This is a genomic window from Haloferax gibbonsii, from assembly GCF_001190965.1.
Taxonomy (GTDB): domain Archaea; phylum Halobacteriota; class Halobacteria; order Halobacteriales; family Haloferacaceae; genus Haloferax; species Haloferax gibbonsii.
The window spans coordinates 874,472-888,630 of record NZ_CP011947.1; the positions used below are offsets into that span (position 1 = coordinate 874,472).

At 67.6% G+C, this 14,159-nt stretch carries 10 protein-coding genes and 1 pseudogene; 4 read left to right on the forward strand and 7 right to left on the reverse strand.

Features of this window, described 5'->3' with window-relative positions; translation table 11 throughout:
- Window positions 1-78: 78 nt before the first annotated feature.
- Window positions 79-1,773 carry an NADH-quinone oxidoreductase subunit D gene (locus tag ABY42_RS04640; RefSeq protein ID WP_050458830.1) on the forward strand — a complete coding sequence of 565 codons (1,695 nt, stop codon included), beginning with the start codon at window positions 79-81 and terminating at the stop codon, window positions 1,771-1,773.
- A 38-nt stretch (window positions 1,774-1,811) separates the two neighbouring features.
- Here ABY42_RS04640 and ABY42_RS20120 read toward each other — a convergent pair whose 3' ends face one another.
- The 4 genes and pseudogenes from ABY42_RS20120 to ABY42_RS04655 form a co-directional block, all read right to left on the reverse strand.
- Window positions 1,812-3,035, reverse strand: a complete 1,224-nt coding sequence (locus tag ABY42_RS20120) for a methyl-accepting chemotaxis protein (RefSeq protein ID WP_394325150.1) — start codon at window positions 3,033-3,035, stop codon at window positions 1,812-1,814.
- Window positions 3,030-4,760: pseudogene (locus tag ABY42_RS20125) on the reverse strand (cache domain-containing protein); the annotation flags it as partial. The pseudogene ABY42_RS20125 and the gene ABY42_RS20120, both read right to left, overlap by 6 nt.
- Window positions 4,761-5,041: 281 nt before the next feature.
- The gene (gene rbcL / locus ABY42_RS04650) at window positions 5,042-6,286 is read right to left on the reverse strand and encodes a type III ribulose-bisphosphate carboxylase (protein ID WP_004977657.1); all 1,245 of its coding nucleotides are present in this window, start codon (window positions 6,284-6,286) and stop codon (window positions 5,042-5,044) included.
- Between the two features lie 150 nt (window positions 6,287-6,436).
- Complete coding sequence (locus tag ABY42_RS04655; RefSeq protein ID WP_050458832.1) at window positions 6,437-8,356, reverse strand: DEAD/DEAH box helicase; 1,920 nt, start codon at window positions 8,354-8,356, stop codon at window positions 6,437-6,439.
- A 156-nt stretch (window positions 8,357-8,512) separates the two neighbouring features.
- Here ABY42_RS04655 and ABY42_RS04660 point away from each other — a divergent pair, with 156 nt between their 5' ends.
- The 3 genes from ABY42_RS04660 to ABY42_RS04670 are packed head-to-tail and all read left to right on the forward strand — an operon-like array spanning window position 8,513 to window position 11,769.
- Window positions 8,513-9,955, forward strand: a complete 1,443-nt coding sequence (locus ABY42_RS04660) for a COG1361 family protein (protein ID WP_050458833.1) — start codon at window positions 8,513-8,515, stop codon at window positions 9,953-9,955.
- Window positions 9,956-9,961: 6 nt separating this feature from the next.
- Window positions 9,962-10,627, forward strand: a complete 666-nt coding sequence (locus ABY42_RS04665) for an ABC transporter ATP-binding protein (protein WP_004977654.1) — start codon at window positions 9,962-9,964, stop codon at window positions 10,625-10,627.
- Window positions 10,624-11,769, forward strand: coding sequence for an ABC transporter permease (locus ABY42_RS04670; RefSeq protein ID WP_004977653.1), 1,146 nt, complete (start codon window positions 10,624-10,626; stop codon window positions 11,767-11,769). Before ABY42_RS04665 ends, ABY42_RS04670 begins: the two co-directional genes overlap by 4 nt.
- Before the next feature lie 87 nt (window positions 11,770-11,856).
- Here the strand turns inward: ABY42_RS04670 and ABY42_RS04675 are convergent, their stop codons facing one another.
- The 3 genes from ABY42_RS04675 to ribH form a co-directional block, all read right to left on the reverse strand.
- A complete protein-coding gene (locus tag ABY42_RS04675) occupies window positions 11,857-12,375 on the reverse strand; it encodes a type IV pilin (RefSeq protein ID WP_050458834.1) in 519 nt (172 codons plus the stop codon).
- A gap of 217 nt (window positions 12,376-12,592) precedes the next feature.
- Entirely contained in the window at window positions 12,593-13,747 is a 1,155-nt protein-coding gene (locus ABY42_RS04680; protein ID WP_004977651.1) for a pyridoxal phosphate-dependent aminotransferase, read from the reverse strand.
- Window positions 13,744-14,148, reverse strand: coding sequence for a 6,7-dimethyl-8-ribityllumazine synthase (ribH, locus tag ABY42_RS04685; protein ID WP_004977650.1), 405 nt, complete (start codon window positions 14,146-14,148; stop codon window positions 13,744-13,746). Before ribH ends, ABY42_RS04680 begins: the two co-directional genes overlap by 4 nt.
- Window positions 14,149-14,159: the final 11 nt, after the last annotated feature.

A 14,159-nucleotide genomic window follows, 5' to 3' on the forward strand; every position in this document is an offset into this window, starting at 1 on the left:
TGCGACATAAAAACCGGCCGCACTCGTGAGGCAGAACGAGGAACCGACGACCGGACGAACGGGCGGATGTCAACCGTCATGTCACTCGAACGCCCGCAGCAGTCCCCCGAGTCCGACGCCGACCCCGCCGCGCTCGCCGACGACACTTCCGGTCCCCTCGACGCCGACGCGCTCCGGCGGGCGTTGAGCGACGCCGTCCTCGCCACCGAAGCGCACGTCCACGCGCCCGCGGTGCAGGTTCGCCCCGACGCGGTGCAGTCGTCGCTCTCGACGCTCCGCGACGACCTCGGCCTCGACCACCTCTCGTGTGTGACCGCCCAAGAGTACGAGGACCGCTACGAGTCCGTCTACCACCTGAAGTCGTACGACGACCCGACCCGAGAGGCGAGCGTCGTCGTCCCGACGCCCCGCTCCGACCCCGTCAGCCAGTCGGCCGCGCCGGTGTTCCGGACGGCCGAGTGGCACGAGCGAGAGGCGTACGACCTCGTCGGCATCGAGTACGAGGGACACCCGGACTTACGTCGTATCCTCCTGCCGGAGACGTGGCAGGGTCACCCGCTCGGGCTGGACTACGACCAGACGCGCCCGCAGGTGGTCCGGTACGACGAGAACGCGAACCCGCTGGCCGAGGACGGCCGCGCCGGCTCGAACACGATGCTTCTCAACATCGGGCCGCACCACCCGGCGACCCACGGCGTGATGCACCTGCAGGTCACGCTGGACGGCGAGCAGGTCGCCGACGTGGAGCCGGACATCGGCTACATCCACCGCTGCGAGGAGCAGATGTGCCAGCGGGGCACCTACCGGCACCAGATTATGCCGTACCCCGACCGCTGGGACTGGGGCGGCGGCGGCCTCCTGAACGAGTGGGCCTACGCCCGCACCGCCGAGGCGCTGGCGGACATCGACGTGCCCGAGTACGCGCAGGTGCTCCGGACGCTGGCGGCCGAACTGAGCCGCATCCTCTCGCACATGCTCGCGGTCGGCGCGTACGCGCTCGACGTCGTCGGCGACTTCACCGCGACGTTCATGTACGCCATGCGGGACCGCGAACTCGTCCAGAACGTCCTCGAAGACCTCACGGGCCAGCGGCTGATGTTCAACTACTTCCGGCTCGGCGGGGTCGTCTGGGACCTCCCCGAACCCCGCGAGGAGTTCTTCGAGAAGATTCGGACGTTCGTCGACGGCCTCCCCGAGAAACTGCGGGAGTACCACGACCTCCTGACGGCGAACGAGATTCTGCAGGCCCGCACGCTCGAAACCGGTATCCTCCCGCCCGAGGTGGCGAAGGACTACGGCGTGACGGGACCGGTCGCCCGCGGCTCCGGCATCGACTACGACCTCCGCCGCGACGACCCCTACGGCTACTACGACGAACTCGACTGGCAGGTCGCCGTCGAGGACGACTGCGACAACTTCGCGCGCCTGCTCGTCCGCCTCCGAGAGGTCGAGGAGTCGGCCAAAATCGTCGCGCAGTGCGTCGACCTGCTCGAAGAGTGGCCCGACGACGAGCGGACCATCCAGTCGAACGTCCCGCGCACCATCAAGCCGGACGACGACACCGAGGTCTACCGCGCGGTCGAAGCCGCGAAGGGCGAACTCGGCATCTACATCCGCGCCGACGGCACCGACACCCCGGCGCGGTTCAAGATTCGCGGCCCTTCGTTTTCGAACCTCCAGTCACTCCCCGAGATGGCCGAAGGCGAGTACATCCCGGACCTCATCGCTGCGCTCGGGAGTCTCGACACGATAATGGGAGAAGTAGACCGGTAGCCGGGGTGGGACGGCGGGTGTCGCGCGCCGGCGACGGTTCAGTCGTCCGACGGCGGGGCGGGGCCCGTCGCGTTACCCGACCCGTCGGCGACGGCCTGCGGTCCCGACGGCGGCGACCCGTCGGGGGACGTCCCGGCCGACGCGGGAGCGTCGCCGCCGCGCCCGTTTCCGCCGGTGTCGCCGACGTCGAACCGTCCGACGAGGTCTTTGAGCGACTCCGCGGACTTCGACACCTGCCGGATGTTCCGCGTGACTTCGTTTATCGCGGCGGTCTGTTCTTCGGTCGCCGCGGAGACCGTCGCCGTCTCCGAGGTCGTCTCCTCGCTCACGCTCGACACGTCGTCGACCATCGAGACGACCTCCTCGGTCGAGACGGCCTGGTTCTCGGTCGCCTGCGAAATCTCCTCGACGCCGTGTTCGGCCTCGCGAATCGCCCCGGAGATGTGGTCGAACATCTCGATGGCGTCGCCGATGGTCTCGGACCCGCTCTCGACGCTCTCCTGCATGGACTGCATGTCGTCGACCGTGTCGTCGGCGCGGTCGCGCACCTCGTCGATTTGCGCTTCCACCTCGTCGGTGGCCTGACTGGCCTCCTTGGCGAGCGCCTTGATCTCGTTGGCGACGACGGCGAAGCCCTCGCCGGCCTCGCCCGCGCGGGCCGCTTCGATGGATGCGTTGAGCGCGAGCAGGTCCGTCTGCTCCGCGATGTCGTTGATGAGTTGGACGATTTCGTTGATTTCGCCCACCTGCTCGCCGAGGGCTTCGACCCGCTCGACCGCCTCGTCGGCCTCGGTCTCGATGGTCGATATCTCCTCGGTCGCCTCCGCGGCGTGGTCGCGCCCCTCGTCGGCGAGCGACACGGCCTGGTTCGCCGACTGGACGACGCCGTCGGCGGAGGCGGCGACCTCCTCGATGGTCGCCGAGAGGTCGTTCATCTCGTTTGCGACCGTCTGGAGCCGTTCGGTCTGCTGTTCCGCGCCGTGGGCGATTTCCTCGACCGACCGCGCGGTCTCCTGGCTCGCGGACTCGATTTCCTTCGCGCTCGACACCGTCTCGTTGCTCACCGCCGCGAACTCGTCGGCGACGGACTGCACCTCGACGAAGCCGTCTTGGAGCTTCTGAATCCCGGCGTCGAGGTCGGTCATGATGGCGCCGAACTCGCCGGGCAGGTCGGTCCGGAGGTTCTGGTCGAGGTTGCCGTCGCCGAGTTCCTTCCCGGCGGTTCGAAGCGCCGAGACCTGCCGTTGGAGGTTCGACTGCATGTCGTCGAACGCCTCGACGAGCTCCCCGAGTTCGTCGTCGTTGGCGTCGATGTCTTCGTCGTCGTCGAACCGGCCGCGGGCGAGCGACTGCGCGCGGTCCCGAAGCGCCTCTATCGGCTCCGAGAAGTACCGCGCGGCGACGTAGCCGACGCCGACGACGACCACGATGATACCGACGATTAACAGGAGCATGACGTTCCGTGAGGTGTCTGCCCGACTGTTCATCGCCTGTCCGAGCTGTTTGACCGGCCCCGTCACGTCCGACTCGGGGACGGTCGCGACGAGTTTGTACTGCCCGTTGCCGAAGTGGAGCGGCGCGTACCCGACGAAGTACCGGTCCGAGTCGCCGCCTTCGCCGGCCGTCTCGTAGGTGGTGAGGCCGCGCTGGACGAGGCCGGCCGAGAGGTTCTCGGCGACTTCGCCCTCGACGGTTCCGAGCGATTCCTTCGAATCGGTCAGGAGCCTGCCCCCTTCGCCCACGATGGTCATGTGACCGCTCTCGCCGACCTGGATGTCGTCGATGAGCACGTCGAGGAGGTCGAAGTTGAACTGGAGCGTGATGGTCCCCGTAAGTTCGCCCCCGTGGTAGACCGGCGCAGTGACGTAGACCGTGGTCCCGTCGTCGGTCGGTACCACCTCACTGACCTGGATTTCACCCTCCTGAAGTCCGGTCGCGCTCTCGAACCACTCCTCTTCCGCGTAGGAGACGTCGGAGACCGACCGGGTGGTGATGCCGTCTTCCGTGCGAACCGTTTGGACGATCCCCTGTCCGTTTTCGTCGGTGAACAGAACCTCGTCGTAGGCGGGGCGTTCCTCGCCGTCGATAGTCACGGAGCGCGTTCTGAGGTAGCTCTCGAACGAGTCGTTAATCTGGCCGCGGGCGTCGGCGACGGCGGCCGTCTGAAGCTCGTAGTAGTAGACGCTCGGCGCGAGCACCCAGTCGAAGTCCTCGTGGTAGGCGTACGCGACGAACTTCTCCTCGACGGGGTTGCCCTCCTGCGTGGTGTCTTCCCACTCGTACTCGACGATGCCCCAGTCCTCGCCGTTGCGAACGGCGGCGTTAGACTCGATTTCGGCCGGCACCTGGTTGAACGCCGATATCTCGGTGTCGTCGACGGCGTTGACCCCGTCTTCGAGGCCGTGGTGGACGACGAAGTCGAGGTCGCCGTTCAGGACGAACGCGTAGCCGGTCGACCCGACGTAGCCCGGGCGGAACGCGTCGGAGAGCGTCCCACTCTGTTGAACGCCGTTTCCGGCCGTCCCGGCGATTCGCGCCTCGACTTGGTCTTTCACCTGTTGCTGCTCTGCCGAGGTGAGTTCCTCCCAGTCCCGGCCGCCGTACTGGTTCGCGAGCACCGTCTCTTTCGTCGTCTCGACGGTCGCACGCATCTGGAGCGCCATGTACCCTAACTGCGCCTGGCTCTGTTCCTGGACGAGTTCCATCTGGCCCGCCCGGGCGGCCTCGTAGTTCTGTACCGGTGCCGAGTCCGCCAGCGCGAGCGCGTCGATTCGGCGGACGTCGAGCAGGTTCTGTATCTCCTCTTGCCGGGCGGCGACGGTTTGGTTCAGCTCGCCGGTAATCTGCGCTTCGAGCGTCGCCTCGCTCTGTTCTTGTGCGTAATCGCCAATACTTGACATCCCTTGGACGCCTGCGACGCCCACGACTGCCACGGGTAGCAGCGAGATGGCGAGACACAGCGCGATAAGTTTCGTTCGTATCTTCATGATTTAGTTGATATCGGCGGACCCCGGCACCCCCCAATACACGCCGAGCAGCCGGGTGTGTGACCGAATAGCTCTGAGTTTAGCTCTGCAAAAACAACCGTATAAAACTCACCCGCTAATTATTATCGTCGATATTCGACCCCCGAACCACTTCGGGGAACCGTGGAATGACGGGGAATATCCTCTTCGATATTGTAGTAATAACTCAACACATCTCTGGAGATTGTCACGAACTAGCAACACTTGCGGCCGCGGCGGCGGTCGCGCCGCCTCGTCAGCCCCTACCGCGGCGTCTCCGTCCCCCACTTATCGAGGGCGACGGCGAGTTCGGGCGTCTCCTCGGCGGCCTCCGAGATGGACCGCCCCTCGACGTAGGCGTCGATGGCCGACCGGAGCGCGACCGCGCCCGCGCGGGTGCCGTCGGGGTGGCCGTGGATGCCGCCGCCGAGTTGGACGCAGACGTTCGTTCCCGTGGCGTCGAGTAGGTCGGGGAGCAGGCCGGGGTGGAGCCCGCCGGAGGCGACCGGCAGCACGTCGTTCATGCCGTAGAGGTCGCCCGCGAGCCACTCGTTGATGCCGACGGTGTCCTCGTTGGCGAGCTTGCCGAGGCCGGCGGTGCCGGTGTGGAGCTGGTCGACGCCGCAGAGGCGGCTCACCTGCGCGAGCACCCGCATCGAGACGCCGTGGGCCGGGAGCCGGTCGAAGGCGGCGTGCATGGCGCGGTGGGCGTGGATTGCGATGCCGTGTTTCTCGGTGCGCTCGCGGACGGTCTGGAGGCCCGCCCAGCCCGCGGTGATGATGTCCACCATGACGTACTCGCCGCCCTGCGCGGCCACCTCGTCGACCCGGTCGAGCATCGTCTGGGTGTCGGCGGTGACGTTGATGAGGTAGGACTTCTTCTCGCCCGTCTCGTCCTCGGCGTCGTCGCGGAGCGACAGCGACTCCGTGAGGCGGTCGGAGAAGGGGTTGAACGCCTGGTCGGTCAGGTTCTCGTCGTCCTTCAGGAGGTCGACGCCGCCGACCCACGCGTCGTAGCCGACCTGCGCGTGCGCCGCCGTCGAGAGGCCGACTTTCGGCTTGGGGACCGTCGCCGTGATGGGGCGGTCGGTGACGCCGAATACCTCCTCGCGGACCGACGACCCGTACAGCGGACCGGGGTACGACGAGACGACCGACTCGGGCCACTCGCAGTCGAGGAGCCGAATCGTATCGACCGCCTTCATACCCATGATGTTGCCGGCGATGCACGACAGCACCTGCGGCATGTTTCCGGGTTCGAACAGTCCGGCGGGGTAGGCGACCCGAATCAGGTCGCCGTCGATGTCGAACGTCGTCGCGCCCATGTCGGTGAAGTCCGCGCCGGTCTGGAGGGCCGCCCACGTGCCGTTGGAGGACTCCGAGGCCACGCGACTCGCCGCCGCCTCCGTCGACATCCCCGTCGCGGGGTCGATGCGGAAGGTGCAGACGAGGTCCTCGTCGGTCGGTTCGTACTCGAGGTCGAGGAAGTCTTCGTACGTGATACCCATAGCTTCGCCTACGCTCCCGCGGAGCTTAAAACGGCATCCCGAAGCGACTTTGCCCCCTCGACGCGAAGGAGAACGGTTCGGCGCGCAGCGGCGTCATTACGGGGACGTCACGGGGTCACCATGGGTGCGCCACGCGGGCGGCCCTCCGCGTCAGGGCGACAGCAGCGCCCGGACCTCGCGGAACTCCGGCACGTCGGCGTTGAGGGCGGCACAGAGCGCGTCGGCCGCGCCCAGCAACCACTCGGCGCGCTCCACGCGGGACTCCACGTCGCCCGGCCCGATTCGGTAGCGCTCGACGAGTTCCTCGATGTCCGAGCCCTCGGTCCACTCGTGGAGGATGCGGGCGGTCTTGACCGCCGTCAGCCACTCCTCGAAGGGGTCGGCGTCGTGCATCGCGGTGGTGAACTCCGCGGCGTGGCTCCGGGCGTACTGGTACATCAGCGCCCGCTCGCGGTTGCCGAGGTAGGTGTCGTGCATGTCCGGCGTGTCGCAGACGACTTCGAGGGCGGTCCGGGCGGTGACGTGCTCGTCGGCCATCGTCTCGATGGTGCGGATGCCCGAGACGATGCGGGCCCCGGTCGTCGGCGAGACGTACTGTCTGGAGGTCTGTGCGCCCAGCGTCGTCGCCGACAGCGTCCCCTCGGTCGCGTCGAGGAGCTCCATCGCTTCGAGCTCCGAGACCACGTCGGCGACGAGCCCCGCGAGGTCCACGCTCGGGTTCTGGTGGGCGTAGTAGGTCGCCGAGAACACGTCGGCGACGCCGTCGAGGCTGTCGGCGAACCCGGAGGCGACGACCGAGAGGACGTGCGTCCGGAGCGCCTCGGGGTCGTCGAACTGCGAGTCCACGGCCTCCGCGTCGGCCGTCACGTAGCGGTCGAACAGCTCGGCTTTCGTGTCCGCGTCGCCGACGAGGACCGCCTCCCCGAACGGGTCGAGGTGCGGGCGGCCGGCGCGGCCGCACATCTGGTGGACGTCGAGGACGGGAATCCACGCCATCGAGTCGCCGGTGTAGCGCTTCTGGTCGCGGATGACGACCCGGCGGGCGGGGACGTTCACCCCGGCGGCGAGCGTCGGCGTCGCGCAGATGACCGCGAGCCGGCGGTCTCGAAAGGCGTTCTCGACGGCGACCCGGTGGGCGCTCCGCAGGCCGGCGTGGTGGAAGCCGACGCCGGTCCGGGCGCACTCCGAGAGCTGGCGGCCGGTCGCGGTGCCGCCGAGTTCGTCGAGTTCGTCGCCGAGGGCGGGCGCGGGCGAGAGGTCCTCGTCGGCGAGGCGGTCGGCGAGCGCCTCGGCCTCGCGGCGCGACCGGACGAACGCGAGACACTGCCCGCCGGTCTCGACCGCGTCTTCGACGAGCGCGACGGTCGCCTCCGTGGCCTCGTCGTCGTTCGGGCCGGTCGGGGGGACGACCACGTCGAGGTCGGTGCCGTCGTCGAACTCGACGGTCTCGTCGGCGTAGACGCCGGTCCGGAGCGAGACGGGTCGCCACGTGCTCTCGACCAACGCCGCGTCGAGCCAGTCGGCGATGACCTCGGGGTTGTCGACGGTCGCCGAGAGGGCGACGAGTTGGAGGTCCGGAACGCGGCGCTGGAGCGTGGCCAGCGTGACTTCGAGCGTCGGTCCGCGCCCCGGCGCGCCGAGGAGGTGGACCTCGTCGACGACGACGCAGGCGAGGCGCTCGACCCACGGCGCGCCGTTTCGAATCGCCGAGTCGACCTTCTCGCTCGTGGCGACGACGATGTCGTGGTCGCCGAGCGCCGCCTCGTCCGCGTCGAAGTCGCCCGTGGAGATGCCGACGCTCACGCCGGGAAGTCGGTCGAACGTCTCGTACTTCTCGCGGGCGAGCGCGCGAAGCGGAACGATGTAGAGCGCCGGCCCGTCGGCGGTGAGCATGGCGAGTTCCGCGATGAAGGTCTTGCCGCTGGCGGTCGGAATGGCGGCGACGACGCGGCCGCCCTCCGCGACGCCCGCCTCGACCGCGGCGGCCTGCGGCGGGTAGAGTTCCTCGATACCGTCCGACTCGTAGTGGGAGACGAGGGCCGCCGACAGCGGGAGGTCACGCACGCGCATCTGTCACAGTTCTGGTGGCGGACTCACATAAGTATCTTCGCCGAGCGGGGGTTCGCCGACCGACGGCCCCCGAACCGGGCCGAGACGTTCGGCCTCGTGCGACCGTCAGCCACGGCAGGTATTTCCGTCGGCTTCTCGATATATGGATTGATAAACATGAGCAGGCGCGCCCTCTCGGTCGCCCTTCTCGTCGTCGTCGTGTTCGCCGGACTCCCGGCACCGACGCTCGGCGCGGAGGCGACCGCTTACATCGACGACGTCTCCGTCTCGCCCGCACAGCCGACGCCGGGCGAGCGGTTCATCCTCTCGACTACCGTACAGAACGCGCAGAACAGCCCGTCGAACCTCCAAGTGACGGACGTGTACGTCCGCACCGCGAGCGGCTCGAACGACCTCGCGCGGGCCGAAGACCTCGGGACGATTCCGCCCGGGAGCGACCTGCAAATCCCGCTTTCAGTCCGGCTCGCCGACGCGGGGACCTACGACCTCCGCGTGACCGTCGTCGGCCGGAGCGACGGCCAAGTCCAGCGACTCCAGTACCCCGTCGTCGTCCGCGTCCGCGAGGGCGGCCCGCAGGTGACCGTCGAGGTCGGCGACGCGGTCATCGGCACGGAGACGCCCGTCCAGGTCACCGTCTCGAACGGCGAGGAGGAGGTGGCGCGCAACCTTCGACTGTCGGTAGCGGCCGAGGACGCGACCGTGCGGAACGACACCCGCGTCGTCCCGCGCCTCGACTCCGGACAGGCCCAGACGTTCCAGTTCGACGTGACGCCCGGCGCGACCGACTCCGAGGTGACGGCGACGCTGCGCTACACCACCGCCGACGGCAACGCCCGGACGACGACGACCACCGCGCCGCTCGCCGCCGACGAACTCCGAGAGAACGTCCGCCTCGACGCGACCCTCGGCGACGGCGCTCGACCCGCGGTCGTCGTCGACGTGACGAACCTCGGCAACGCGCCCCTCGAAGACCTCGTCCTCTCGCTTCGCGATGGCGACGCGACCGTCGTCGGGAACCCCGTCGGAACCGTCGCGGCCGAGTCCACCCGGACCGTCCGGCTGAACGTCTCGTCGGTCGACCGCGCGACGCTCGACGTGGTCGCCGACTACGAGACCGGCGGGCGCGACGGCTCCGCGGCGACGACCATCGACTACGTCGCCGCCCCCGGTCGGATTTCGCTCACCGGCGTCGACGTGGAGCGCGAAGACGGGAAGATACACATCTCGGGCAGCGCGAGCAACGTCGGCCTCAGCGACGCCCAGAGCGTCGTCGTCCGGGTCGTCCCGACCGACAGCGTCACTCCCGAGCGCCCCTACAAGGAGTACTTCGTCGGCTCGGTGCCCGCGAGCGACTTCGCCTCGTTCGACCTCTACGCCACCGTCGACGACGGCGTGACCTCCGTCCCGGTCGAGGTGACCTACCTCGCCGACGGCCGCGAGCGGACCGTCGAAACGACGGTGGACGTGAGCGACCTCTCGCAACCCGTCGACTCGAACGACGGCGGCGGCGGTCTCGGCACCACGCTCCTCCTCGTCGGCGGCCTCGTCGCCCTCCTCATCGTGGTCGGCGTCGGAATCTACGCCTACAGACGACGCTGATTCGAGATGAACCACATCATCGAACTCCAACGCGTCTGGAAGCGCTACGACACCGGCGGCGAGGTCGTCGAGGCGCTCAGGGACGTGGACTTCCACGCCGACCCCGGCGAGTTCGTCGCCGTCATGGGGCCCTCGGGTAGCGGGAAGTCCACGATGCTGAACGTCCTCGGCCTCCTCGACACGCCGACTGAAGGGACCGTCTACCTCGACGGACAGGACGTGACCGACCTCTCCGACCGGGAGATGACGGTCCACAGAAAGCGCTTTATCGGCTTCATCTTCCAGAGCTTCCACCTGATTCCGACGCTGTCGGCGCTGGAAAACGTGGAGATGCCGACGCTGTTCGGCGACGACCCGACCGCCCGCGACCGGGCGACGCGCCTGCTCGAACGCGTCGGCCTCGGCGAGCGCCTCGACCACCGACCCGACCAGCTCTCGGGCGGGCAGAAACAGCGCGTCGCCATCGCGCGGGCGCTCATCAACGAGCCGCGCATCCTGCTCGCCGACGAGCCGACGGGGAACCTCGACCGGAAGACCGGCCGGAGCGTCCTCGACCTGTTCGACGAGATTCGCCGCGAGGACGACGTGGCGGTCATCGCCGTCACCCACGACCCCCAACTCGGCGACTACGCGGACCGAACGGTCGAACTCATCGACGGGAGGATACAGTGAGCGTCCTCGACGACCTCTTCCGGCGCGTTCCCGCGCTGTTGATGGCGCGTCGGAACCTCTCGCGCAACCGCATCCGCTCGGGGCTCGCCGTCCTCGGCATCATCATCGGCGTCCTCGCCATCGCGTCGCTCGGCATGTTCGGCACGACGCTCCGCACCGGCGCGAGCCAGCAACTCGGCGACATCGGCAACGAGATCAGCGTCTCGCCCAACTTCCAGGAGGGAATCGAGGAACTCACCGAACGCGACGTCGACGAGATTCGTCGCGCGGTCACCGACGGCGCGGTCGTCCCCGTCCGCTCCGAGTCGAAACTCGTCTCGCGAGGTGATCGACAGACCGTCACAACGGTCTACGGGATGGAAGACCCCGGCGCGCTCTACGAGGCCGAGGAGGGGCGTATCCCCGACCGGCTCAGACAGGGCGCGCTCGTCGGCTCCGGCACCGCCGGCCTGCTCGACATCGAGCCCGGAAACACCATCTCCGTCGACGGTCGAACCTACCGCGTCTCGGCCGTGTTGGCCGAACAGGGCGGCATCTCGCTCGTCAGCCCGAACAACGCCGTCATCGTCCCCGTCGAGGACGTCAACGGCACGGGCTACTCGCAGGTCGTCGTCAGCGCCGACTCCGGACAGGCCGCGAACGAGTCGGCGGTCGCCATCCGCGAGGCCCTCAACGAGCGCGAAGAGCGCGTCTCGGTGTTCGAACTCCAGTCCATCACGGCGGGCATCAACGAGTTCTTCGGCATCCTCAACGCCTTCCTCATCGGCATCGGCTCCATCTCGCTGGTCGTCGCCGGCGTGAGCATCCTGAACGTCATGCTCATGAGCACCATCGAGCGCCGCCAGGAAATCGGCGTCCTCCGCGCCGTCGGCGTCCAGCGCGGCGACGTGATTCGCATGATTCTCGCCGAGGCCGGCCTGCTCGGCGTCGCCGGGGGCGTCATCGGCGCGATACTCGCGGTCGGCGCGGGCGTCGCGCTCAACGCGTTCGTCCTGAACGACCCGCTCGCGACCTTCCAGGTGGCGAACCTCCTCTACATCGTCCTCGCGGTCGGCTTCGGCGTCGGCACCAGCGTCCTCTCGGGGCTGTACCCGGCGTGGAAGGCGGCCAACGAGCGGCCGGTGGAGGCGCTCAGGAAGTAGTTGGGACTCCGGGAGCGGAGTTTTGATGAAAAATGGGGCGTCGTCGGCCGCGCGTTGACCGATTACTGCAAAATTTTTTGAGGTTGATTAGGCGTTGGGTCCAGACCATCTCTGGAGAGTCGCGGAACTCGAACCAGACTCGTCGGTCCAGACGACGCGGACGGTCGCACCTGCGAGGTTAATGTCATCTCCTGGCGCGTCTGTCGCGGCTAGACCAAACGATGTGTCATTGACCTCAATTGTTTTGCCGGCATTCATCGGGTCTGGTATGTCCGGTCCGGCAGCCGTGAGCGACTCACTATTTCCTGCACCGTCTACTGCGCCGCTAATCGCTACTGAGAGCCGAGCGGCCGCAATTTGTGACCCACTCTCGTGCGTTATTTTGAGTACGTCTCCCTGCACACCGTCACCGCCGGCTGCATCTGCAGAGTTGTTGTTGTAATCGAAACTGAAACTCGCCTGCGGAGCGGTCGCCGTCTGCTCACCCAGCCCGAGGACGAACGTCCCGATAACGGCCGCGAGAATCACCGTAATCGCGACCATGAGGATAACCCCGATGACCGGCGATACCGCGTCCTCGTCCGTGATGAATTGTGTTAATTTCATGATTGTTTACTGTCGATCATACGCGGCCCACCCACGGTTTCCCTCGTGCACCGGTATGTCCAAGTAGGTACTTTGTAGCCGATTAGCATAAATCTAATCTGCTATAGTATAGCAATAATTAAAATCTGCGAGAGAATAATTTCCACTCAGATGTCATTCTATACAGCCGGACCGCTGGTGGCTGCTACGTCCCTCGAAAAATAGAGTCGAAAACTGCCTAGATGTAGTCGTGCTCGGCGAGGCGCTCGACGGCCTCGCGGAGTCGCTCTTCGCTCGCGGCGTAGGAGATGCGGGCGTAGCCCGGGGCGTTGAAGGCGCTACCGGGGACAGTCGCGACCTTCGCGTCCTGAATCGCGCCCTCGCACCACGCCTGGTCGTCGTCGTCGACGGGGAGCATCATGTAGAACGCGCCCTTCGGGACGGCGACATCAACGTCGTGTTCGGCGAGGAGGTCCACGAGCATGTCGCGGCGGGCCTCGAACGCCTGTCGCATCTCCTCGACGTCGTCGTCGGTGCGCTCCGAGAGCGCCTCGACGCCGGCGTGCTGGACGAAGTTCACGGCGCAGGAGACCGAGTGCGAGTGGAGCTTACCGGCCTGCGAGATGAGGTCCGACGGGGCGTGGAGGTAGCCGAGCCGCCAGCCGGTCATCGAGAACGCCTTCGAGAAGCCGTTGATGGTGATGGTGCGGTCTTCCATCCCGTCGAGGGAACCCAGCGAGGTGTGCTCGAAGCCGTCGTAGACGATGCGCTCGTAAATCTCGTCGGAGATGACGGCGAAGTCGTGTTCGACCGCGAGGTCGCGGACGCCTTCGAGCGCCGCGTCGGAGAAAACGCCGCCCGTCGGGTTCGACGGTGAGTTGACGACGAGGAGCTTCGTCTCGTCGGAGACCGTCTCGGCGAGTTCGTCCAGTGCGGGTTCGAGCCTGAAGTCGTGCTGTGCGAGGTCGACGCGGCTGAGCGTGCCGCCGGCGAGTTTGACCATCGCCTCGTAGGAGACCCACGCGGGGTCGAGGAGAACGACCTCGTCACCGTCGTCGACGAGCGTCTGGAACGTCTCGAAGAGCGCCTGCTTGCCGCCGGGCGTGACGATGACCTCGTCGGCCTCGGCGTCGACGCCGTTGCCGCGGAGCTTCGCCGCGATTGCGTCCTTGAGTTCCGGGATTCCGTTCGACGAGGTGTAGCTCGTGTGTCCCGCGTCGAGCGCGTCCTTCGCCGCCTGCGTGATGTTGTCCGGAGTCGGGAAGTCCGGCGCGCCGACCGAGAGGTCGACCACGTCTTCGCCCTGCGCTTCCAGTTCGCTCGCGAGGTTCGAGATGGCGAGCGTCGCGCTCGGTTCGACGCGGCCGACTCGGTCGCTGAAATCGAAGTTCATGCCAACGCCTCCACCATATCAGTCGCAGCGTAAACCGCTTCCGCACCTTTGCTGACGCGCTCGCGCGCCTCCGCGCCGCTCATGCCGGGGCCGGAGACGCCGAACGAGACCGGCGTGTCGCGGTCCAACGAGACCTCCGTCAGCGACTTCGCGGTCGCGTCGGCGATGACGCGGTCGTGGTCGGTGTCGCCGGTGACGATTGCGCCGACGACGGCGACGGCGTCGATATCGTCGCGGCGGGCGAGTCGGTCGGCCGCGAGGGGCGAGTCGTACGCGCCGGGGACCTGAATCGTCTCGACCACCTCCGCGTCGCGCTCGGCGGCCGCGTCGCGGGCCGCCGCTTCCATCTGCTCCGTGACCGACGAGTTGAATCGGGCCACGACGAGTCCGAGTGAGACCATGGCCGACCCTT